Consider the following 24297-nt stretch of genomic DNA (forward strand, 5'->3'; position numbering starts at 1 on the left):
ACCACTGATATCTAATCCATTGCTTCCGAAGTCCCGGGTCCCAGGAAAAACCGGCGGACCCGGGCATACCCCCTGCCTAAGGCGGTTTTAATCTGGTCGATCCCGGCATAAAGAACCGGTACCACCACCAGGGTCAGCACCGTGGCCACAAGTAGGCCGAAAATCACCACAATGGCCATGGAGCGCCACCACTGGCTGGATTCCGAGGTCAAAGACACGGCCATGACATGAAAATCATAGGAAATGCCTGTAACCATGGGCAACAGCCCCAAAATGGTGGTGACCGCTGTCAGCAGCACCGGCCGCAGCCGGGTGGCACCGGCGGCGATCACCGCTTCGGTCAGTGCCATGCCCCTGGCCCTGAGCCGGTTGGTGTAATCAATCAGCACAATGGCATTGTTCACCACCACACCGGCCAGAGAAATGATGCCCACCCCGGTCATGATGATGCCGAAAGGCGATGAAATCACGGCCAGCCCCCAGAACGCCCCGCCCAAAGACAAAAGCACGGAGGTCAGAATAATCAGGGGCTGGACCACGGAATTAAACAGGGTCACCAGAATCAGAAAGATCAGCAGCAGGGCCACCACAAAGGCTTTGGACAAAAATGCCTGGGCTTCCTGCTGTTCCTGGTCCTCTCCGGTGAACGCATAAGTGTATCCTGCAGGCATTTCCATGGGTTTGAGCAGTTCCATCACCTGCATGCGGGCCACAGACCCCGTGGTTCTGGTTTCATCCACATTGGCCTTGACCGTGACCACCCGCTGGTGATTTTTGCGGACAATATCCCCTAAAGCCCCCTTATACTGGATCGATGCCAGGGTGGTCAACGGCACCAGTTCACCGGATGCGCCCGGAATCATGAGCTTGTGAAGAATATCCGCTCCCTGCCGGTCTGATTTGGCCAGTTTGACCACGATATCGTATTCCTCATCTCCTTCATAATAGGTGGACACATCCAGGCCGTTGTAAGCGATCTTCAAAGCGTTACCCACCGCCGATGTGGTGAGCCCGAACAGGGCCGTCTTCTGGCGGTCGATCTTTACCTGAACCGAGGGCAGCCCGCCCTGAAAGTCATCCCTCACATCCGTGACATGGGGCACGCTTTCGATCACTTTTCTGATTTCCCCGGCCATCCGGCTCAATACATCAAACCGGTCCCCGGCAATTTCGATATTGATGGGTGACCCTGTGGGAGGGCCTTCTTCCTGTTCCTCCACCGTGATCTTCACACCGGGAATCTGTGCCACCCGGTGCCGGATCTCTTCCAGATCCGCTTTGGTGGATGTTTTCCGGTCCTCGAAATCCAGAAACTGAACCCCGATATGATTGGGCAGGTTGGATTCAAACACAGAAGCGCCCCCGCTGTTTTCAACCACCCGGGCATAGATGTGTTCGACATTGTTGATATCAGACGGTGCTGTAAATTCCCGGTGCCGTTTGGTTTCATGGGTCTGCGGCGCCATGGCGGCCGCATAGTTTCCAGTGGTTTTGCCGGCCACGGCCATTTCCACCTGCTTGACGGTCTCATCAATGAATTCCAGATCCGCGCCTTCCGGCACATCGATGTTCACGAACACGGACCTGGGATCGATGGATGGAAAAAATTCCACGGGTTTTTCAATACCGATTTTCAACATCCATATCTGGAACAACAGCACCATCACCACAACGGCACCGGCCAGCACGGCCAGTTTATGGCCTAAAGCCAGCTTCAAAGTCCGGGCATAGACAGGCAGAAAAAACCCTTGAATTTTTACAGGTTGTTCTCCCCGGGATTGCAGCTGTTCCGGGGAAAGAGAATCAGATCCGGCAGTCTTAGGGATGCCCATGAAGTACGAGCACAGGGCCGGATTGATGATCAGGGCCACAAACAGGGACGCACTCAAGGTGACAATCAGGGTAACCGGCAGAAAATGCATGAATTCCCCCATGATTCCGGGCCAGAACAGCATGGGAAAAAACGCGGCCAGGGTGGTGGCCGTGGCGCCGATGACCGGCCAGGCCACCTCGCTGGTGGCCTTCATGGCGGCGTCCATCCGGGACACCCCCTGCTGCATGTACCGGAATACATTCTCCACAATCACAATGGCATTGTCCACCAGCATGCCCAATGCCAGGGTCAGAGAAAACAGCACCACCATGTTCAGCGTAATGCCTAACGCATTGAGCGCGGCAAAAGACAGAAACATGGAAAAGGGAATGGCCATTCCCACCAGCAGGGCATTTCGAATCCCCAGCACCACAAACAGCACCACCACCACCAGAATCAATCCGGAGAGGATGTTGTTCTCCAGGTCCGCCACCATGGCCCGGATGTCTTTGGCATTGTCCATCAGTTTAGTGATGGTGGTGTTTCCGGGAAATTTGTTTGATGCCGCCGCCACCACGGCATCGATCTGGTCGGATATCTGGATAATATTTTCCCCGGCCCGTTTTTTCACGGACAGATTAATGGCGCTTTCCCCGTTGAGCCGGGACCGGGAGGTTTCCTCCTGGATGCCGTCTATCACCTTTGCCACATCTTTCAGATAAACGGGATGGCCGTTGTGGGTGGCCACCACCAGGGTCAGAATCTCTTCAGGCGTGTCAAATTCTCCGGGCACCTTGAGCAGATACCGGCCATGTCCCAGGGTGATGGCACCGCCGGAGATGTTCTGGTTCTCGGCCGCCACGGTCTGCTGAAGACGGGTGATGGGAATCCGGTAATAAGCCAGCTTGTCAACATCCACCTCCACCTGAATTTCCCGGTCCTGCCCCCCGGTGATGTCCACTTCCAGCACGCCCGGGATCGCTTCGATGTCATCTTTGAGATCATCGGCGATTTTCTTGAGCCGGGCCGGACCGCTGTCTCCTGCCAGGGAATAGACCACAATGGGCATGTCGGAAAAATTCACCTCATACACCATGGGCTCATTTTCCAGGTCCGTGGGCAGATCGTTTCTGGCTTCGTCCACCTTGTCCTTGACCCGGGGAAGCACCTCATTGATATCCGTGCCCGGCAGAAACTCGACATTGATCTGGGACAGGCCCTGGGAACTCACGGATGAAATATTTTTCACCTTGTTCAGGCCTTTGAGCTTTTTTTCGATCTTGATGGTGATGGCGGTCTCGATGTCTGACGCAGAAACCCCTCTGTAATCGGTTCTCACAAACACATAAGGGATGGTGATGTCCGGAGCGCTTTCCCGGGGGAGCACCCGGTAGGAATACACCCCGATAATGACAATGATCACCAGCAAAACCAGCACGGACACCCGGTTTTTTACTGCGGTATCAGAAAGGATCATTGACCTGTCTCCGCCCCCAGTTCCGACATGGACCGCACCCGGCGGTCCACATGCACACGATCCTTGTCTTCGATCATGCGGTGTCCCACCACGACCACCTGGTCTCCCGGAGACAGCCCCGAGGTCACCTGGATTTTCCAGCCGTCCTGGAACCCGGTGTCCACCGGTGCAAACCGTGCAATCCCCTGATCTGCCACAAATACACCGGTCTGTCCTTTCCTTGTGATCAACGAATACATGGGAACGGCAAGGCCCTGTTCATCCCGGTTTTTGACAATGGCCACCCGCACGAACATATCCGGCAGAATCTCATACCCGGGATTTTCCAGGCGGATCTCCAGATTGTACAGCCGGGCCAGCGAATCCGTGGTTTTCTGCAGATAATGATATTCACCGGTCACGATTTTGCCGTCCAATGCATCCACGGTCATGTCAAACTGCGTCAAATTCCGGACGGAAGCCACATCTGACTCCGGGATACCCACCTGGATTTTCAGCGGATCGATCTGCAGAATCCGGGCCACGGGATCTCCCACACCCAGAAAACTGCCGGTTTCAATATGGGACCGGTCCACCACCCCGGACATGGGAGACCGGATGGTACATCGGTCCAGATTCAATTTGGCGGTTTCCATGGCAGCCCGGGTGGTTTTGACCTGAGAAGACACGTCATCCAGCTGGGACTGGGTGACAAACTGCTGTTTGGACAGGGCTTTGAACCGCTGTTCATGCATCCGGGCGGTTTCATAGGATGCCCGGGCCGAATCATAGGCATTCTGGTAATCCCGCCGGTCAATGACGGCCAGCACCTCGCCCTGGGCCACCACAGTGCCGTCATCCATGTTTTTTTCCATGATCCTGCCCGACACTTCGGCCACCACTTCCAGCGATTTCCAGGGCATGGCCATACCGGGCAGACGGATCACCTCGGCCAGATCATCCGGCACCATCTCCAGGGTGATCACCCGGGCTGGCTCATCCGCTTTCCGGACCAGCCCGGACCGCTGTTCCGCCAGCCCGGCTTTTTGCTCCGTGATCTTCCGGCCCAGGGGAACAATGACAAATACCACCACCACGATCAGCACAACAAAAGGAATGCTGTGCCAGATAAGGCGAAGAAAGGTTCTTTTAACAGCCGGCCCACACCGTGATGTGAATTTCATGCCAGGGATTCAGCAATGGACACGGTCCGGTCCCCCAGCAGGTTGACGTAACTGGCCATTTCATTGTCATACCAGCCATAGGTCACGGCCTGGGTGACCTGAATACTGCCCACCAGATCCTGGATGCTCTCCTGCACGGTTTTGTCGATCCCCTGCATATGCCCCAGGTTGATGTTAATGGCTCCGGTGCGGGTGTGGGTTTCATGACCTTCGATCACGGCTGCGGCCTTAGGCGTGCCGATGATATCGGCTGACACATTCTGATCTTCTGAATAAATCAGATATCCGTCCCCGGCTTCAGAGACCTTCCGGTAAATGTCATTGATCAGTTCCCGGCGGATCGGCTTGCTGTTTGATGTTTCCTGAAAATTCATCACCAGAATGATCAGCGATCCTGTTGCCGTGGGAATCCGCACTGATTCGGCCATGAATCCGATGGCACCCATTTCAGGGATCACCAGCTGCAAGGTCTTGGCAGCCCCGGTGGTGGTCAGAATGATATTGTTCATGATGGACCGGTTTTTACGCAGATCTTTGGCCTGGGTCTTGGGCAGCCGGTCCAGCACCTGCTGGGACCCGGTGGCGGCATGGACCGTGGCCATGGACGCGGACAACACCCGTTCCACGCCAAAATAATCCAGCAAAGGTTTGATCATATGGGCCAGACAGGTGGTGGTGCACGAGGCATTGGAAATCACGGCATGCCGCACCGGGTCATAGTCTTTATCATTGATGCCCATGACCGTGGTCACACAGTCTTCGGGCATGGATGCCCCTTGTTTGAGTTTAAACGGCGCAGAAGCGATCACTTTGGCGGCACCAGCGGCCAGATGCCCCCGGATGGATCCGGCCGGATCATCGGCAGGCAGATTCGGGTCCAGAAACCGGCCCGTGGTATCCACCACCATGCCGGCCCCGTTATCCGCCCATTGAATATCTTTCGGGTTCCGGTGTTCCCTTAAAATCTTCACCCGGACCCCGTTGACCGTCAACGTCCCCCTGGCTTCATCCACGTCTGTGATCACGTTTGAAGACTGGTATCCGTTCAGATAGGCTGCCAGACGGCCATAGGTGGAGTCCCGTTCAATGTAATGAATGATGTCGGACAACCCCGCCCCGACTTCCCGGCCGACATTGATCACAATATCGGTAAAATATTTTCTTCCGGCATGATGCCACAGGGTCAGTTTGCCGATACGGCCCAGTCCGTTGATTCCCAAAATTTTCTTGTTATCGGTGTTCATGGCACTCCTCACTTTCACGAATAATTAACGTTTATTTCTCCTTCAAACACAACCCCTTTGTTACCATCGATACTGATATAATCGCCCGCGTTCAGTTTTCGGCCTGCCAGATGGCAGTTTTTATCCGCTTCATTGCACACCAGGTTTTCACATCCCACCACACAGGTCTTTCCCAAATTGTATGCCACCACAGCGGCATGGGAGGTGAGCCCGCCCTTGGCGGTCAACAGGCCGTCTGCGGCATCAATTTCCAGAATATCATCGGGCACGGTGTCATTGCGCAGCAAAATCAGGTAAGCATCCGGGTCCTGGCGCCGGAACGCATCGATTTCCTTTAAAGTAAACACGATGCGGCCGCTCATGGCCCCCCCGGACACCCCGGTGCCCTGGCCCAGAAACGCGGCTTTGAGCCGGTCATCGTCCGCTGTAAACGCAGGCAGTTTTTTCCGGTCCCCCAAAGAAAGATCCCGGGCCTGGAGAATATACAGATCTTCAGGCTCCGGTCCTTCAAAGGTGAATTCAATCTCCTGGGGATTCCATCTGCGTTTGTAAATCAGCATCTGAATGGTATTTTTCAACTGGTCATACACCCGGGGAAACGCTTTTTCCAGGCTGATTTTGGTATCCCGGCGTTCCAGTTCCCGCTGCATTTCCGATATGGGCAGGGTGCTCACCAGCCCGGCCACCACATCCTCGCCCTGGTTGCCGATGGTAAAATCCCCCCACAGCCGGATGGCATCTCCGGGCAGTTTCGGACTGTGGCTGAAGGCCACCCCGGAGCCGGACTGCCGGGACCGGTTCCCGAACACCATGGCCTGGACCGTGACCGCAGTCCCCCAGTCATCGGAAATCCCCATGATCCGGCGGTAATCAATGGCCCGCTTGGCATTCCAGGAAGAAAACACTTTATGAATGGCCAGAAAAAGCTGGTCCACAGGGGATTCCACCAGGGTGATTCCTTTGAGCAGCAATTGATTTTTATAGGCCATGGCCACAGCCTTCATCTGAGGCCCTGTGAAATGGCGCTTGAAATCGATGCCCGCCTGTTTTTTATGCACCGCAATGATCTGATCGAATTCATCCCGGTGAATGCCGAACGTCATGCCGTACTGCTGAAGAAACCGGCGAAAACTGTCCCAGGCAAACCAGGGATTGCCGGTTTTCTGGGCAATGGCATCGGCAATCTCTTCATTGATCCCCACATTCAGAAAAGAATCCATCATGCCGGGCTGGGAAATGGAAGCCCCGGAACGTACCGACAAAAGCAGCGGTCTTTCAGGGTCCCCCAGCACCTGTCCGGTCTGCTGCTCTAAACGGGACATCATATGGACCACCCGCTGTTTGAAATTGACCGATGCCGGCGTGTAAGTATCGATGAGATTCAGGCACCGGAACACTTCCGTGGTGATGATGAACCCTTCGGGCACCTGGACCCCGATCTTTTTAAGACGCATCAGGTTCCACCCTTTGTTTCCCAGAAAAATGATGTTCTGGTTTGCCACCTGCTCATCACTGATGGAAGTCACTGCGCACTTGGGGTCATAGTTAAGCAGCACACTCAATTCATCCTGGGACAGTTTTTCCGACTGCCGGAACAGGGTGTGCAGGATTCGGTTTAAAAAAACATCCAGCTGCTGAAGCCCTAACGATGTGGCAATACGATCCCGGAAAAAAATATCTGCGGCCCGCTGATCCAGTTTTCTGGCGGTTTTTTTATCCAGTTTCCCCTGTTCCGGAATAAATCCGGGCAGATATTTTTTCTGAATCTGTTCTTTGCCGATGCGGGCTTCAATCTGAACCAGATTGGCCGAATGAATGGTGTGAAAATAATCGTTGATAATATCTGCCACAGCCCGCACAAATCCTTTGAAAATATCCAGATACTGGGTAAAGGAACATGTGGTGATGTTCACCGAGTACTTGAGAAACTCCATCTGGATATCCAGCTTGTTGGATACGATACCGTCCAGGCTCAATGCGTTGCGAAACAGGGTCAGCACCGAAAAAATCCGCACAAACGTGGGTTTGGTGATCAGCCGCAGATCAATACTGTTGATCAAGTCTTCAAACAGGACATTGACAATGCTTTCAACGCGCAGGGTCAGGCCTAAAGCATCAAATTTGGGTTCATTGTAGCTGCCGTACATGGACGGGATATCCACGGCAAAATGGCGCTTGTGATAAATGGCTTCATTGGGTTCATAGGTGTTGTCTGAAACGATCATTTTTTTGAGGTCTGCCATATACTCGATCAGAAGACCGATTTTGGTTTCCAGATGCGTTTCATCCAGAGCCGTGGCCAACCGCCGGGGTTCGGGCATATAGTCGGTCTTGAAATTGGCCAGATAGGATTTGATTTCCAGGTGATCCACCCCGTATTTTTCATTGAGCAGCCGGTAAAACCGCAGCATCAGCCGGACCCGCTGCCGGTCCAGATCCGTCACGTCTTCGATCTCGGTTACAATCTGGTCCAGGGCTTCCTGGCGGTACATGAGAAAATCCCGGGGGTGATACAGTTTTTTGGTTTCCAGATGCTGCATGATTTTACCGGGACCATCCACAAACCGGCCGGAACAGGGGATCTCTGCATAAATTGACGGGGGCACAAAAGGTTCCAGCGGGGTCTTATCCTTTGTTTTCCAGAAAATCATGACCTGCTGAATAAACGCCACAATCCGGCTGGAGCTTTCCACATGACACTGCTTGCGCAGAAAATGAATCAGCCGGTCCCGGCGGTGGCAGGCTTCATCCAGATCCGTGGAGATATCCCTCAGCTGACCTTCGGCCCCGATTTCATTGAAAAACGCCGGCAGCAGACGGGCCAGCTGCTTGACCAGATTGTACACCCCTTCGATGTCCGCGTTGAGAAACCGGGTGATATCCCGGGGAAACAGATCCGTGTCCTTGATGAACACCCCGCCGATGGACAGATAGATAATCAAAGCGGACAGCAGGCGCTTGGATTTTTTGGGCTGCTGTCCGATCAGACTTAAAAACACCCGGATATTTTTCACATGGGCGGTATTCCCCTTGATCTGCCAGTCCTCTCCCGTGCCCTGGATCATGGGAAACTGGAATCCGTGGTTCACCACCCGGTCAATGAAATGGTTGATGAGCTCCACATCACCGGTTTTATAGACGGCTTCGCCGATTTTGTAGATACAGTCCAACAGGGTCTCGGGATACCGTCCCTTGTGCTCTCTGAACAGCGAAAACGTCTGGTTGACAATGGGGATATTTTTCTTGAAATCATCATCCCCGATAAGCCGGGTCAATGTCTGGTTGATCTCATGAAGACAATCCTTGTGTATCATGAACAGTCCGGGCACATGGATGGCGTAAAACAAAAAAGTCAGTTTGAGGTGACGGCCATAGGTGTCATCACTGCAATGGATAACGATCTGCCGGCTCACCGTCTTGAACCGATTCACAAACTCCCGGAACCCTGTGAACCGGATGAGTTCCCGGGTCAGTTCAATGGAATCTGCATCCCGACGGCGACACAGATCTGCCAGCTGACGATGCCAGGCAGTGACACGCCCGTGGGAAATCTGATCAAACACATCTTCGAGTTCGGGATTGAGCCGCCATTCATCAATATTCTCCTGCATCCATGTCACGGGGTCATCCTGATTCAGCCAATAAGAAAACGAGGTGCTGTAGAACCGGACCAGGAGCCGGTTGAGCCGGTCAAAGAAACGGGTCCCGGTTTTAAAAATGTCATATGTTTCCACTTGATCCAGAAGCTGACGCGTCAGTTTATCCGGCGGGTAATAGGTGTGCACAAAATAAAAAAACGCCGGATCATCATATCCGGAAATCCGATTGAGTTTATCTTCCAGCACCGGAAGAAAATCTATCAGCCGGTCCCCGGATTCTTTGATCATATGCAAAAAAAACAGCATCAGATTGTCTGAAGATGACGTTCGGACCGACTTGTCAATGCTTTGTTCAAATGCGGACAGAAAAATATCCGAATACAGCTTCAGGGCGGCGATCCCTTTTTCATGGGATCGATACAGGTAAAAATAATGAAGGGAAAAATGCCGGGCTTCACTGACAATAAACGTCCAGTTCCGATAGGGATGGGAAAGCTCTTTGAGAAAAATTTCCAACCGGTTCAAAATGCCGACATATCCGTCAAAAATATCGAGAAGTACCCGGTATCTCTCATGGACAGAGACTTCCACCCGGGTGTCGGAAAGATTTGCCTCAAGCGCTTTTGATTTCACAGAACAACCTCGATGATAAAGCCCCATGCCATTGTTGAATATACTGTCCCCCCTATATCAGGCCGATCCGGTTTTTTCAACTCAAGATTTGGCTGGGTTGAAACCATTAGGTTGATTTGTGGCAAAATTTCTTATATGATTTGTGGATCATAAGTATAGACAGCTCAAAACCCGGACAGTTTTCCAGTATCAATTAAACAGATTATTATTAATTTAAGGAGTCGTTTTGATGAATGATGCATCGCAATTTACGTTGTACAGTGGCGGTCACCGGGGTGCGGAAGCCGAATTCGGCCGGCTGGCGGAACAATATGGAATCAAGGAGATCAATTTTTCTTTTGAAGGGCATAAACCCGAAAGGCAGAACGGGATCCGGGTTCTGGCCGCCGATGAACTGAAAAAAGGAGATGTCAGTATGGACATCGTATCCACCCGCATGGGCCGGTCCTTTTCAAAAGTCGACAAAATCCGCAAAGTCATCCAGTCCATTTTTCATATGGTCAACAATGGATACCAGATATTTGTCGTGGGATGGATTCTGCCGGACAATACCGTCAAAGGGGGCACGGGCTGGGGTGTGGAGCTGGGAAAACTGTTCAACCGGCCTTTGTTTGTCTATGAGCAGGACCGGAAAGGATGGTTTTCCTGGGTGGACAATGGCTGGCACAAGGTGACACCGGTGATCACCCATAAAAATTTTGCCGGCACGGGCACACGGAATCTGACCGAAGATGCCAAAACCGCTCTGGCAGACCTGTTTGAACGATCTTTCACTTAAAACTGATTTTGTATTTCAAAGGCCACGGATGTTTACTGTCAATGATTTGATCGACATTGCCGTCAGAATGGAAAAAAACGGTGAGGCCCGGTATCTGGCGGCAAAAAAACAGGTAAAAGAAAAAAAACTTCAATCATTTTTGCAATGGATGGCCGATGAAGAAGCCGATCATTGCCAGTGGTTTGAAAACAAAAAACATCACTGGGTGCCTGAAACTCACCAGACCGATCTGGAAACCATGCTCCCGGATGTCATCAAAGAGATGATGGGCGACAAAGCCCTGTCCCTGGATGATGTGAATTTTTCCCAAGTCGGGTCGGCCCGGGCTTTGCTTGAAATCTTTGTATCATTTGAAAATGATACCATTTTGTTTTATGAATTTCTTCAGACGTTTATTCAGGAACCCGATGTGTTGGCCGGGCTGGAAAAAATCGTTGCCCAAGAAAAAAAGCATGTGGCTGAAATACAAAAAATGATCCAGGCCCTGGCTGATGAAGAAACAAGATGAAGGGCCGGATCCCACGGACTTTTGACAACTGGATGCGGATGGGATTTGTTGTTTCAGTGCTGTCATTCAGTTCCTGAAAATGTCAGACGGCTTTTGGCTCCGTATCCAGTATCCGGCGCACCACCCGTGCCAGATCCCCCAACTGCACCGGCTTCATTAAAAATGCTTCAAACCCTTTTTTTTGCGCAATATGTTCAGTCATCTGCGCACTGAAGCCGGTACACATGATCATGGGAATATCTGAACGTATTGCTCTCATTGCCAGACACATTTCATCTCCGTCCATTTCCGGCATGGACATGTCCGTGATCACCAGATCATATTCATCCGGGTGGGCTTTGAATTTTCTGATCGCTTCCAGACTGCTTGTTTCAATGGTCACATGATATCCTAAGGAATTCAATCCTCTTTTGGTGACATCCAGCAGCATGATGTCATCATCCACCACCAGAATATGTTCCGTGCCCCGGGGCAGCTTTTGCGGATTTTTCTTTTCTACTGCCGGTTGTCCCCCCTGTTGGGCCACTGGAAAAAACACCTGGAAAATTGAACCTTCACCCGGGGTGGTTTGAACCTGAATATCCCCGCCATGTTTTTTGACGATACCATGCACGACCGACAACCCCATGCCCGTCCCCTGTCCTTTCGGTTTTGTGGTGAAAAACGGCTCGAAAATCCGCTCCATCACATGGGAAGGCATGCCGTTGCCGGTGTCTGCCACCTCTAGTTTAAGATATGAACCAGAAGGAAGCACTGTCTGGTTTTTTTCACAAGGCGCAGGGAGGGTCACGGGTTCGAGTTTCACCGTCAAAACCCCGTTTTGTTTTTCTTTCATCGCCTGGGCTGCGTTGGTACACAGGTTCATGACCACCTGATGGATCTGGGTGGCATCTCCCATGATGGTGGAAGAACAGGAAAGGTCCTCAACCATGCGGATGGTTTTGGGAAATGATGCCTGAAGCAGCTTCAATGCTTCTTTGACGATGATATTCACCTGAACCGGGCGGGGCTTTGCCACCTCGACCTGGCGGCTGAATGCCAAAATCTGATGGATCAGATCCCTGGCCCGTTCGGATGCCGCCAGAATCTTGGTCAAATTGGCGTAGGGTCTGGACAGCTTGTCACTGTCCATTCTGGCCAGTTCAGTATATCCCATGATGGCGCTTAAAATATTGTTGAAATCATGGGCAATCCCCCCTGCCAGGGTGCCGATGGCCTGAAGCCGGGCAGATTCCGCCATCTTCTGCTCAATCATCTTTTCTCTTTCCAGCCGGTTTTTCATGGAATTGAACAGCATGGCATTTTCAATGGCAATGGCGGCATGATGGGAAAACACGCTCAAAATCAATGCATCGTCTTCCGTAAAAAAAGAGTTGTCTTTTTTGTTCATCACTTCCAGGACCCCGATGAGCTTGCGCTTGGATTTCATGGGGACACACAGAAGCGACCGGGTTTCCATACCGGTCATATCGTCGATCCGGGGATAGAACCGGGCATCTTTCCGGGTATCCGGCACCAGCAGATAGGTCTGCTTTTCCGCGACCCATCCGGCCACCCCCGCACCGGGCGGAATGCGGACATCTTTAAGATGTTCGGCATTGGGGCCGGTGGGAACACTGAACACCAGTTCACCGGTTTTTTCATCCAAAAGCATCAGAGTGGATGCCACGGCATCGGTGACGATGTTGGCATATTTCATGATCAGGTTCAGCACCTCTTCCAGATCGATGGTGGAGTTGATGACAAACCCCACCTGCAGGGCTTTGGCCAGTTTTTCACTGCTCAGGCGGCTCAGGTTTTCAATCTGCTGGTTTTGTGTCTTCAACGCCGGGATCAGCTGATCTTCAGTGACATAGCCTTTTTCCATAAGAATCTGACCCAGTTTGGGCGGCGGTGAAACATTTTTTTTCCGGCTGCCGGAAACCAGTTCCGTCCGATCCATTTCCAATTGAAAAGTATCTTCAAAAAAATGCTGCTGGGTCTGAAGTGCCTCGTCCAGCTGAACCTGAGTAATGGTTCCCATACCCACCAGAAGATCCCCCAGAAGATGAGAGTGAATATTCACGCTGTTATCCTTTTTATGCCGCGGGTTTGTGAACCGTGAGTTGAGGAAAAGGAATTTCCCAGTCATTGGCGGTACAGGCATCCGTGCACCAGCGCTGGATAGCCCGGGAAATCCGGTTGTACAGCGGGGCCATCTTGCCGTCAAAGTCCGCAATCACCACCAGATCCAGGGAGGACGATCCCGCCTGTGCGAATTCAACTCTCAAATTGAGCAGTGAATCTTCATATTCTTCCGCAACCAGCCGTTCCCGGAGATAGGTGTCCAGAACTTCCAGGACCCGGCCGGTGGCAATGGACTGAAGATTATAGGAAATACCGAACCCGATCTTGATCCTGAAATTCACGGACAGATTCAAGGGATTCATCCCCAGAAAATCCGAGGTCTGGTAGACCTTTTTGGCGCCTCCCCGCAACACCAGCTCCACCATTTCATGGGACAGGCTGGTGACACACCCTCTGGTGCCGTCCGACAGAATCACCCAGTCATTTTTCCGGCAGGGAAACCAGGGTTCATGCTTCTGAAACGGCCGGGAGATCAGATCCATGAGTTCCTCGATGGGCAGGCGCAGGGTCTGCCCAATATCCGGGTTTTCCAGCACAGAGAAAAAGTTAATTTTTTTCACCAGCCAGGGCACGCCCTGATACACCAGCCGTTCCCCTTCCCGAACGGCACCGATATTCAGAATCAGCCGGCTCTGGTGCACAAACCGGGGCAGGGTGTTTTTAACGGTCCAGGCAAGACCCAGAAGGAAAATGATGGCCAGAGACAAAAGCACCCAGTCCTCGAACAGATAGAACACCAGAATCACGGCCAGTAACGCAGACAGAACGCTGACGACCCGATACAACAGATCCATGGCCCGGAGATGAAACGGCCGGTACACGGACTGATATCCAGGTATCCGTTTGATCAGAAACAGATAGGCCACTCTCAGCAAGAGTACGATCCCGATGCAGGCAATCAATGCAACAAACAAAAACAGGCCCCGGGTTTTGAAAAACTGCTTGATGGAATTCTGAGACGTTTCAAGGATGGATTTTTCTTCCGATTCCATTTCCATCAGCTGCATCTGAGTGATTTCCAGGCGGCTGAGAAGCTGCCTTTCCTGTCCTTTCCATTCAGGGACCAGTTTTTCCAGTCGCTCTTTCAACCGGGCATCTTCCGTTCTGGCAATCAACGCCATCAGGTTTTCATTGGCCTGATGGGCAACCGGTTTCAATTCCTGGTATCTGGACAGCTCTTCTTTAAGATCCGCTTTCTGCCGGGCTTTCTGGGTTGCCTGCTTGAGTTCCATGATCCCGGGTTTGATCAGGGAGACCAGTTCATCTTTCCAGTTAAACGGCGCTTCCTTTTTTTCAGTAAACAGGCTGATATCCACCCCGGTCGCAATCCGTTCAAAATCCTGTCTGGAAGACGAAAGCATTTTATCCAGTCTCTCCAGCTCTGCTGCCAGATTGTTTTTTTCCGTTTCTGATGTACTTTCTTCAATGGCCTGTTGTTTTTCAACGATCCGCTGTTCCAGGTGTTTATTGTGTTCGAGAATGCTGTCGAGCATGCTCAATGTGCTAGGGTCAGATGTCATTAAATTTTCATCCAACACCTGAACATCCTGCCCTTCTGCCGGAAAAACCAACAGATTCAGGCCTGCCATCAGAAAAAATATCGTCACCCACATCCGAAGCTTCACCATTTCACTCCCTTGTCTGTCTTTGTCTGTTTTATTACCATAGCATGAAAAATTCACAGAGAACAGGCCCTTATGAAACATTTTATGTCTGCTTTTTCATCGTACCTTGACAGGGGAAAAACTTCCGAATATAGTCAAGCACAAATTTCACTCAAACAAGGATATCTTCAATTGGGACTACTTGACAGGGGAAGCCTTATTTACAACCGGATTGTCTTGATGGCGGGAGATATTCTGGTCGCCCTGATTATTCTGTTGACGGCTGTCAATTATACCCTGAATTTATCCACCATACCTTTATGGGCGGGTTTGTTCATCCCTGTGGTTCTTTTTTTTTCTTTCCTGTGCGAGGTGTATCAACCGGACAAGTGGATATTCCGGGACCGGTTGATCCGGTCGTTTGTCGCTGTGTTTCTGTCTTTTCTGCTTTTGGCTTTGCTTCCCCGGAATCCGGACACCAGCCTCTGGCATCTGTCCGGAACCATGCTGATGTTTTTTCTATTGCAAAACATCTGGCAGAGCCTGCTTCACAAATCCAATGATGCCCATTTTTTCGCTGAAAAAATTCTGGTCATCGGTACAGGGACCACGGCAGAAACCGTTGAAGCGCTGATTCTGAAGTCTTCTGGGAAATATGTCTTGACCGGATTCATCCAAACAACCACGGACCCTGTTTCTGTGGATGTTTCAAAAATTGTGGGATCATTTGACGATATTGTCACCCTGGCCCGGCAAACCCGCACCAACATGATTGTTATCGCCCTGACAGAAAGACGGGGCAATCTGGAGACAGACAAGCTGGTGTCCTGCAAACTGATGGGAATCAAAATTGTGGATTATCCGTCCTTTTATGAACGGGTCACCGGTAAAATCCCGGTGGAACATATCAATCCCGGCTGGCTGGTTCAAAGCCGGGGGTTTCTCATCACACCTTTTATCCGGTTGTTGAAAAAAATGCTGGACCTGGTGTTTGCGTCCATTCTCCTGATCCTCTCCTTGCCGATTTTTCCCTTGATCGCGCTGGCCATCAAACTGGACTCTCCCGGTCCGATTTTTTATTTTCAGAAACGGGTGGGCCTCAACGGCAAACTGTTCACCATTTACAAGTTCCGATCCATGCATGTGCAGCCGGACGATCTATCCAGTGCGGCCTGGGCCAGTGAAAATGATCCCCGGATCACCCGGATCGGAAAACTGATCCGCCGGGCTCGCATTGACGAACTGCCCCAGCTGATCAATGTGCTCAAAGGAGATATGAGTTTTATCGGTCCCCGGCCGGAACAACCGGAATTCGTGGCACAAATCAGTCTTGTGGCCCCGTATTACCCCCAGCGCCATGCGATCAAACCCGGTATCACCGGCTGGGCTCAGGTCATGTATCCCTATGGGGCTTCCATTGGTGATGCCGTGGAAAAACTTCGGTATGATCTGTATTATATCAACAACCTGTCTTTGTTCCTTGAACTTTATATTCTTTTTGAAACCATAAAAATTTTATTATTCAGAAGGGGTGGCAGATGACCATGATGAACAAACGACCCAGACATATCAACCGAAGCCAGCGCCTGTTCATCGAGCTGGGAACCCCGTTGCTTCTGGAAGCAAAACCAGCAGAACGATCTGCCACCAGCCAGCTCATCGGTATGCAGGTCGGCAGTTATCTCATTGTCCAGTTGACGGAAAACAACTGGATGCAAACCCGGCTGTCGTCCGGGGAAATGCTTTCGGCCAAATATGTATTATCTGATGATGTGTTCGAGTTCAAAACGCAAGTCATCCGAATTATTGAAGACCCGGATTATCTCTTGTTTTTGGATTACCCGGACGTGGTGGAATCCTGTAATATCCGCTCGGAAAAACGGGTGAAATGCTTTTTACCTGTCAAAATGACCCTGGATACCTTTTGTCTGAAAGGCATCATTGTCAACATAAACCCAAACGGATGCCTCTGCATGGTGGACAGCGACCCTTTTCCAGATCCCTGTACGTTTGAATACCTAAACCTGAGTCTGCCTTACGGCCAGTCTGAAACGCTGACCATCAAAGCTGACATTCGTTCCATCCGGAAAAAAGGGACCCAGACCTCCATCGGGTTGATGTTTCACAATCTGGATGGATTCTCGAAAAACGTGTTATCCGCTCTGGTACCGGCTTTGAAGATCTGATATCAGGGCATCCACCCGGTCATGGATCTCTTCTGCCAGCAACGCAACCGACGTATCTTTCTGGGCCGGATCGATATCCCAGAACTGTGTTTCCACGCCAGGAACCGGCACTGCCGCTGTATCCGATGTCATGCAGATCACCTGAGACGGTGACCGTTTTTTGAATTCTTCAGCCATCAAATCATCCAGCGCACGGGGCTGCCGATACTTGATATCCACCCCCTGATCCGCCAGAAAATCCTGCGTGGCACCATGGATTTCTCCGGCCGGATCAATGCCGGCCGACAAGATGCGGATGCTTCCTTGAGCAGCCATTTTGGCATACGCCGCCGCCATCTGGCTGCGGCAGGCATCTTTTTCAGAGACAAACACCAGGGAAGGGTTGTTCAGCACGGCATCCATGACCCGGTCCACGGCCTGCCGGATATCCTGGTCCACGCCGGGAACAGAGGCCACGGCCCCGGCTGCTTCCACTTTTTTGTATGTCAACGATTCCGCAAACCGGGCAGATATCGCATCAAAAAAATAATGGGCTGTCAGGTTCACGCCGTCAAATAACTTTTTCCCGCCGGAAGCACCCACGGCCAGCAGGACCCCCTGGCGGGATCCGGCATCCGGGTCTGCCAGCCGCATTTTGTATCTGCGGCCCCAGAACATCTGGCACCGGTCAATGAGAATCTTTGCCTGGGCCGACACATTATAAAAAAATACCGGTGATGCCAGCACCACCACATCCGCTTTTCGAATCAGGCCATAAATCCGGGGTTCCATGTCATCTTTGATGGGGCAGAACCCTTTTTTTTCGCACACCACCAGTTCCCTGCACGGCTGGATATCGAGCCCGTCCATATGGATCACCCGGGTTCGGGCTCCTTTGTTTTCACATTCTGCCAGAAATCGATTCAACAGATAGACGGAGTTTCCTTTTTTTCGGGGGCTCCCCTGCAATCCCAGGACAAACATGGCCATCTCCTTCATATAGGGTCATTTCATTCAAAATGACGGTTTTTCATACCGGATGTCAAGCAAATCCTTGAAGATCTGTCACTGATTTTCCTAATTATGCATCAAAACAACCAAAATCCATTGTGCAGGGCTTTTTAAGGTTACTTCTTGAAAAACCAGGACAACCCATCTATGCTGAATCCGACCGATTTGACCCATATCCTTAAATCTTTGACCATGGAGGTGCCATGAGATTTGTCGTTATCGGCGGAGATGCCGCCGGCATGAGTGCAGCCAGCCGGGCCAGGCGGCTGTACCCGGACCTTGAGATCACTGTGCTGGAACAAGGGCATGACGTGTCTTACAGCGCGTGCAGTATGCCCTATAACATTGCCGATCCCGACACCCCCATGGATGACCTGGTGGTCCGGACGGCAGAAGAATTCATTGAAAAACACCACATCCATCTGCTCACGGGCCATGAAATCACGGCCATTCATCCGGACAAAAAACAGGTGACCGGCCGGACCCTGCAAGGAGACCCGGTGGTCTTTGCCTACGACAAGCTGCTCATCGCCACGGGTGCGGTTCCCACACTGCCGGATCTGCCCGGCAAAGACCGGCTCATGCCGTTGAAACAGCTGGAACACGGCCGGCGCATCAAGGATGTGATCCGGAAAAACAAGGTCAAAAACGCCGTTATTCTGGGGATGGGGTACATTGCCCTGGAAATGTGCGAAGCCCTTACCGAACTGGGCATCCATGTGACCATGGTCAAACCCGGCCCCCGCCTTTTGCCCTGGCTGCCCGAAAAAATAGCTCAGATCATTCAAACACATCTGATTGAAAAACAGATCACCCTTCATATGGGAACACACATCCAGCGCATTGAACCGGCGGGCACAGGGAGCACCATTGTCTGTGACACCATGAATCTGGATGCGGATCTGGCCATTGGTGCCACAGGCGTGGCGCCGTGCAGCGGCCTGGCAAAGAATGCGGGTCTGACCTTAGGGGTATCAAATGCCATCCAGGTGGACCCGTATTTGCGCACCTCGAATCCGGATATTTTTGCCGCCGGCGACTGCGGGGATGCCATCCATGTGGTCACGGGCAAACCGGTCTGGATTCCTTTGGCCCTGCGGGCCAACCGGGCCGGGTGGGCGGTGGCGGACAACCTGTTTAAAGACAGCAACGCCCTTCAGGGTGTGGCCGGCACGGCTGTATTCAAAGTATTTGACCTGGCTGTGGCCCGAACCGGTCTGACCTTTTTTGAAGCCAAAAACGCCGGGTTCGATCCTGTGGAAAACCAGATCACCAGCCTGTCCCGGGCCAGATGGCAGCCGGGTGCAGCCAAAATTCATGTGAACATGGTGGGCGACCGCCGGTCCGGACGGCTTTTAGGGGCTCAGATCACAGGAACCGACGGGGTGGCCCATCGGATCAATGCCGTGGCTGTGGCCCTGCACGCCACCATGTCGGTGGCGGATTTCATCCAGACCGATCTGGCCTATGCCCCGCCGTTCAGCCCCACCTGGGACCCGATGCTGACCGCAGCGATCCAGCTGGGAAAAAAATTATAACCCATGCCGGGCTGCGGCAATGCCCTCTGCCTCATTTACCCGGGCCAGCAGCAGCCCGCCGGTGATAAAAAACAGGATCACCACGGCAACCCCGGCCCGCTGGGAGTCAAACATCTGGGTCAGTATCCCCAGAAACAGCGGCCCCATAAAGGCGGTGAGTTTTCCGGAAAAGGCAAAAAAACCGAAAAACTGATTTTCCTTGCCTTTGGGCACCAACCGGCCCAGAAGTGACCGGCTGGCGCTCTGGTTGGGACCGGCAAAAAAGCCCACCAGAATGCCTGAAACCCAGAACCAGGTTTTATCCGGGGATATTGCCGCCATGAGTGCGGCCACGGCCAGCACCCCGTTGCTGACCTGAATGGTGGTTTTCCCTCCCAGCCGGTCATCGAAAATGCCCATGACCAGGGCCCCGATCCCGGCCCCCACATTGAGCACAATACCGAAAATCATGATTTGATGAAAGCTGAACCCGAATGTACCGGCCGCATAGATACCGCCAAAGGCGAACAGGGTGACCAGCCCGTCATTATAAATCATCCGGGCCACCAGAAGACGGACAATCTGCCGGTACTGGCGGATGTCTTTGAGGGTGTTCTTCACATCCGACATGGCCGTATGAATGATGCGGACCCGGCCCGACCGGACCGGAGGTCGTGTTTTGGGCACCCACGCAAACAACGGAATGGAAAACACGGCAAACCACGCAGCCACCAGCAGACAGGTGGCCCGGATATGGGCCCCGGTTTCAATGGAAACGCCAAACCAGGGCACGGCCGGGCTGATGAACCCTGAAAGGGCCACCACCATGGCGGCCAGGCCTCCCATATATCCCACGCCCCAGCCCACACCGGATATTCGGCCGATATTTTTCGATGTGGCGATATCCGGCAGATAGGCATTGTAAAACACATTGGCAAACTCAAACGCAATATTAGAGATCACAAACCAGAAAAGGGCCGGATAGATCTGACCGGGCAGAATCCAGTATAGTGCAGCTGTGCCGCCCACAGTGACCGCAGTGGATGCGAACAAAAGCTGTTTGCGCAACCCGCCCTGGTCTGCCAGAGCTCCCAGGATGGGGGAAAAAAATGCCACACAAAGGGCGGTCAGGGTCACGCCCCTGGACCAGAGGGCCGTGCCTGTCACCGAATCCGGTGCAATGGTGGATACAAAATAGGTGCTGTAGACAAACGTCACCACCAATGTGGTGTAGGCGGAATTGGCAAAATCAAATACCACCCAGCCCAAAACCGTGCGTTTATCTGCCGGTGATGCGATCATACAACAGACAGATCCCTGCCCTCCAGTGCCAGCAGTTGCTGCTTCACGTCCAATCCGCCGCCGAACCCGGTCAGACTGCCGTCTTTTCCGATCACCCGGTGGCAGGGAATAATGATGGGAATCGGATTTTTCGCATTGGCCATGCCCACGGCCCGGGCTGCTTTGGGGTTTCCGATCTGCCGGGCCAGCTCCCCATAGGAGACGGTGGTTCCATATGGGACTTTGGCCAGGGTTTGCCACACCCGGCGCTGAAACGGCGTGCCGCCAAGGGAATAATCCAGGGAAAACCGGATAAGGGTTTTGCTGAAATACCGGTCCAGCTGAAACAACACATCAGAAAACGGCTGTGTCTCATTGATCCAGTCCGGCGCCGGTAAAATCGCTGATTTTCCTTTGGGAAAATGAATGAATTCCAGTTTTTGTTCACCGCCCACCAGCAGTCGTCCCACCGGGGAATCATAATAACAAAAAAACATATCCGCTCCTTTGTGTGATCACTTGAAATTCATTCCTGACCTTTACCAGAGAATGCTTTGGAAAGAAACGGGTATTTTTTTTTAATTTTTAGATTTGAATAACATTCGTGTTATCCGTATAATCAATCCATGGAAATTGAACTGGTTGAAATCCGGGATCACCTGTTTTCCCACCCCCCGTTCCGAAACCTGCCCCGGCATGTGGTGGATGACCTGGTGCCGCATATAGAGGTGTCTTACTATCAGGCCGGCACCATGATCCTGGAAAAAGGACAGGACAATCATTATCTGTTTTTTATCCGCAGCGGGGCCGTGGAAATTCTGCGAAGCTCAGGCGAACTATACATTCAGATGGGAGAAGGAGAATGCTTCGGCCAGTTTTCTCTTTTGAGAAAAAAAAAGGTCCGGTATCCGGCCCGGGCCATCGAAGACTCTTTGTTGTACAAAATCCCGGATGCCCCGTTCCAGGAACTGGCTGACACCTATGACCGGTTTGCCGACTTTATGGAGGAAGAGCACAGTGTCCGTCTGAAAAATGCCCTGGGCCGGGCCGGACAGGCAAGCGGCAATCCATTGATGATTTCTAAAATTCACAAACTCATTCCCCGGAAAATCATCACGGCCTCGCCGGATATTTCCATTCAGCAGGCTGCCGTGATCATGACACAGAACCGGGTGTCTTCCCTGGTTCTGGTGCCGGAAAACCCGGAACAGGACCCGTCTCCGGTCACGGGACTGATCACGGACCGGGATCTGCGCAAACGGGCCATTGTCCCGGGCCTGCCCTTATCCACCCCGGTGCGGCAAGTCATGTCCACGGATGTCATCACGCTTCCGGCCGGAGCCTATGCATTTGAAGCCATGCTCACCATGATGCGTCACAATCTTCATCATCTGCCCGTACTGGATGGAAACCGGCCCATAGGCGTGGTCACAGTGGCGGATCTGGTCAGATATGAATCCCATGGATCCGTTTATCTGGTGGGAGATATTTTCCGGCAGAAAGATGTGGACGGGCTGGCAGACATGGCCCCGAAAATCCGTCAGCTGTTTATTCAGCTGGTGAACGAGGATGCCAGTTCTCACACCATCAGCGCCATCGTTTCCCGGATGGGAATCAGCATTTCCCAGCGCCTGCTCCAGCTGGGGGAAAAAAAACTGGGACCGCCGCCGGTGCCATATTGCCTTCTGGCCTTAGGCTCCATGGCCAGAGACGAAATGACCCTGGTCACGGATCAGGACAATGCATTTGTTATGGATGACACCTTTGATCCCAACGTGCATGATCCCTATTTCAAGGCCCTGGCACACTTTTTAAGTGACGGTCTGAACCAATGCGGGTACCCTTATTGCACGGGAGATATCATGGCCACCCATTCCCGGTGGCGGCAGCCCTTATCGGTCTGGAAAACTTACTTTTCCGACTGGATCGATCAACCGGAACCGGAAGCCCTGCTCCATGCTTCTATTTTTTTTGATCTGGAAGGCATTTTCGGCGAAACCGGCCTGGCCGGTCAACTCAAGCAGCTGCTTCTGGAAAAAGCACCGGACAGTCCTCGGTTTCTGGCCTGCCTGGCCCGGAACGCCCTGCTCAGAAAACCGCCTTTGGGTTTTTTCCGAAAATTTGTTCTGGAACATGACGGCAAACACCATAAAACCTTTAATCTCAAACGCAGAGGATCTGCCCCCATCAGTGATCTGGCCCGGGTTCATGCCCTGGCCTGCGGGGCCGTGCCCATCAACACCCGGGAACGGCTGCTCCGGGTCAAGGAGACCTCTCTTCTGGCCGAAGGGGTGGGTGATGACCTGCTGGATGCCCTGGAACTGATCTGCATGGTCCGTATCCGCCATCAGGCACGCCAGGCCGAATCCGGGGCTGCCGTGGACAACAATGTCATCCCGGAAAGTCTGTCATCCTTTGAACGCAACCACCTCAAAGACGCGTTTCAGATCGTGTCCCAGGCCCAGTCGTTTCTCAGATACCGGTACAATGTGTCCCCTGCCATGCAGACCCGTGTGCGGACCGGGCCGAAATGATCCGGCCCAAATCCACTGAAAAACCGTTTCCAGTTGACTGGCCGTCCCGGTTTCGTATTCTGGAAAAACAAGCAAAAGATCCGGCGGTCAAAGCCTTTTATCAGGCAGGCAGTGTGCCGGGTGACACACCGCTGAAACAAGTGTCTTTTCTGGCTTTAGACCTGGAAACCACGGGCCTGGATCCGCAAACCGATGCCATCATCAGTGTCGGATTCATCCCGTTGTATCATGACCGGATTCTTTGCAGCGGCGCCCGGCACTGGGTGGTCCGGCCGGATCAGCACCGCCCGGACATTCAGACCGTCATTCACGGCATCACCCATTCCCGCATGGATGCCTGTCCCCGGTTTAACACCATTTTACCCCGGCTGCTCAAGGCCATGGCCGGCCGGGTCATTGTGGCCCATTACAGCCGGATTGAACAAGGGTTTTTACGCAAGGCGATTGCAGATCTGACGGGCGATGATCTTGAATTTCCCATCGTGGATACCATGGAGATTGAATCCAGAAAACACCCGGTTTTCCGGCCCAATCTGTTCCAGCGCTGGATGGGAGAAAAAAACAGTCCTTCCCTGCGCCTGGCCCATGCCAGGGAGCGGTACAACCTGCCTCCCTACCGCCCCCATCATGCCCTGACCGATGCCCTGGCTGCAGCGGAACTGTTTTTAGCCCAGACAAATGACCCGTTCACTGTGGACACACCGATATCGGTTTTGCTGTACCCATCATCCGTGAAAACATAATGCCTTGACAAATATAAGCCCCGATTTTAGGATATTCTCATAGTTTGAACAAACTGTTTAAAACAGGTCCTTATTTTTCAATACCAATAAACCTAGGCTG

Annotated in this window: 16 protein-coding genes; 7 read left to right on the forward strand and 9 right to left on the reverse strand. The window is 52.5% G+C overall.

Annotation, left to right across the window (positions count from 1 at the left end):
* Positions 1-11 precede the first annotated feature (11 nt).
* Genes DPO_RS14315 through DPO_RS14330 form a run of 4 tightly spaced genes read right to left on the reverse strand, consistent with a single transcriptional unit; the run spans position 12 to position 9929 of the window.
* Complete coding sequence (locus DPO_RS14315) at positions 12-3290, reverse strand: efflux RND transporter permease subunit (protein WP_006966767.1); 3279 nt, start codon at positions 3288-3290, stop codon at positions 12-14.
* Entirely contained in the window at positions 3287-4453 is a 1167-nt protein-coding gene (locus DPO_RS14320; RefSeq protein WP_006966768.1) for an efflux RND transporter periplasmic adaptor subunit, read from the reverse strand. The genes DPO_RS14315 and DPO_RS14320 overlap by 4 nt, the downstream gene beginning before the upstream one ends.
* On the reverse strand, positions 4450-5697 hold the full coding sequence (locus DPO_RS14325) for a type I glyceraldehyde-3-phosphate dehydrogenase (protein ID WP_006966769.1): 1248 nt from the start codon (positions 5695-5697) through the stop codon (positions 4450-4452). Before DPO_RS14325 ends, DPO_RS14320 begins: the two co-directional genes overlap by 4 nt.
* Positions 5698-5711: 14 nt before the next feature.
* Entirely contained in the window at positions 5712-9929 is a 4218-nt protein-coding gene (locus DPO_RS14330; protein WP_006966770.1) for a PEP/pyruvate-binding domain-containing protein, read from the reverse strand.
* A gap of 229 nt (positions 9930-10158) precedes the next feature.
* Between DPO_RS14330 and DPO_RS14335 the strand changes: the two genes are divergently transcribed.
* Complete coding sequence (locus tag DPO_RS14335) at positions 10159-10707, forward strand: hypothetical protein (protein WP_006966771.1); 549 nt, start codon at positions 10159-10161, stop codon at positions 10705-10707.
* 28 nt (positions 10708-10735) lie between these two features.
* Positions 10736-11215, forward strand: coding sequence for a ferritin family protein (locus DPO_RS14340; RefSeq protein ID WP_006966772.1), 480 nt, complete (start codon positions 10736-10738; stop codon positions 11213-11215).
* 82 nt (positions 11216-11297) lie between these two features.
* Here the strand turns inward: DPO_RS14340 and DPO_RS24020 are convergent, their stop codons facing one another.
* Both DPO_RS24020 and DPO_RS14350 read right to left on the reverse strand, forming a co-directional pair.
* Complete coding sequence (locus tag DPO_RS24020; protein WP_006966773.1) at positions 11298-13280, reverse strand: ATP-binding protein; 1983 nt, start codon at positions 13278-13280, stop codon at positions 11298-11300.
* 13 nt (positions 13281-13293) lie between these two features.
* Complete coding sequence (locus DPO_RS14350; protein WP_152427677.1) at positions 13294-14862, reverse strand: mechanosensitive ion channel family protein; 1569 nt, start codon at positions 14860-14862, stop codon at positions 13294-13296.
* A gap of 276 nt (positions 14863-15138) precedes the next feature.
* Here DPO_RS14350 and DPO_RS14355 point away from each other — a divergent pair, with 276 nt between their 5' ends.
* Complete coding sequence (locus DPO_RS14355) at positions 15139-16488, forward strand: TIGR03013 family XrtA/PEP-CTERM system glycosyltransferase (protein WP_006966775.1); 1350 nt, start codon at positions 15139-15141, stop codon at positions 16486-16488.
* 2 nt (positions 16489-16490) lie between these two features.
* Entirely contained in the window at positions 16491-17132 is a 642-nt protein-coding gene (locus DPO_RS14360; RefSeq protein WP_160166921.1) for a flagellar brake protein, read from the forward strand.
* Here DPO_RS14360 and DPO_RS14365 read toward each other — a convergent pair.
* Positions 17100-18095, reverse strand: coding sequence for an NAD(P)H-dependent oxidoreductase (locus tag DPO_RS14365; protein ID WP_006966777.1), 996 nt, complete (start codon positions 18093-18095; stop codon positions 17100-17102). The two genes, DPO_RS14360 and DPO_RS14365, sit on opposite strands and share 33 nt — an antisense overlap.
* 230 nt (positions 18096-18325) lie before the next feature.
* On the opposite strand from DPO_RS14365, the gene DPO_RS14370 reads away from it, so the two are divergent.
* Complete coding sequence (locus tag DPO_RS14370; protein ID WP_006966778.1) at positions 18326-19660, forward strand: FAD-dependent oxidoreductase; 1335 nt, start codon at positions 18326-18328, stop codon at positions 19658-19660.
* On the opposite strand, the gene DPO_RS14375 is transcribed toward DPO_RS14370, so the two are convergent.
* Together DPO_RS14375 and DPO_RS26580 are read right to left on the reverse strand one after the other, a co-directional pair.
* Positions 19655-20941, reverse strand: coding sequence for an MFS transporter (locus DPO_RS14375; RefSeq protein ID WP_006966779.1), 1287 nt, complete (start codon positions 20939-20941; stop codon positions 19655-19657). The two genes, DPO_RS14370 and DPO_RS14375, sit on opposite strands and share 6 nt — an antisense overlap.
* Positions 20938-21417 carry a methylated-DNA--[protein]-cysteine S-methyltransferase gene (locus DPO_RS26580; protein ID WP_006966780.1) on the reverse strand — a complete coding sequence of 160 codons (480 nt, stop codon included), beginning with the start codon at positions 21415-21417 and terminating at the stop codon, positions 20938-20940. The genes DPO_RS14375 and DPO_RS26580 overlap by 4 nt, the downstream gene beginning before the upstream one ends.
* 129 nt (positions 21418-21546) lie before the next feature.
* On the opposite strand from DPO_RS26580, the gene DPO_RS14385 reads away from it, so the two are divergent.
* A complete protein-coding gene (locus DPO_RS14385; RefSeq protein WP_006966781.1) occupies positions 21547-23454 on the forward strand; it encodes a putative nucleotidyltransferase substrate binding domain-containing protein in 1908 nt (635 codons plus the stop codon).
* Positions 23451-24197 (forward strand): 3'-5' exonuclease, encoded by a 747-nt coding sequence (locus DPO_RS14390; RefSeq protein WP_006966782.1) that lies wholly within the window; start codon positions 23451-23453, stop codon positions 24195-24197. The genes DPO_RS14385 and DPO_RS14390 overlap by 4 nt, the downstream gene beginning before the upstream one ends.
* The last annotated feature ends 100 nt before the right edge of the window (positions 24198-24297 follow it).

Origin of the sequence: Desulfotignum phosphitoxidans DSM 13687 (assembly GCF_000350545.1) — a bacterium.
Classification (GTDB): domain Bacteria; phylum Desulfobacterota; class Desulfobacteria; order Desulfobacterales; family Desulfobacteraceae; genus Desulfotignum; species Desulfotignum phosphitoxidans.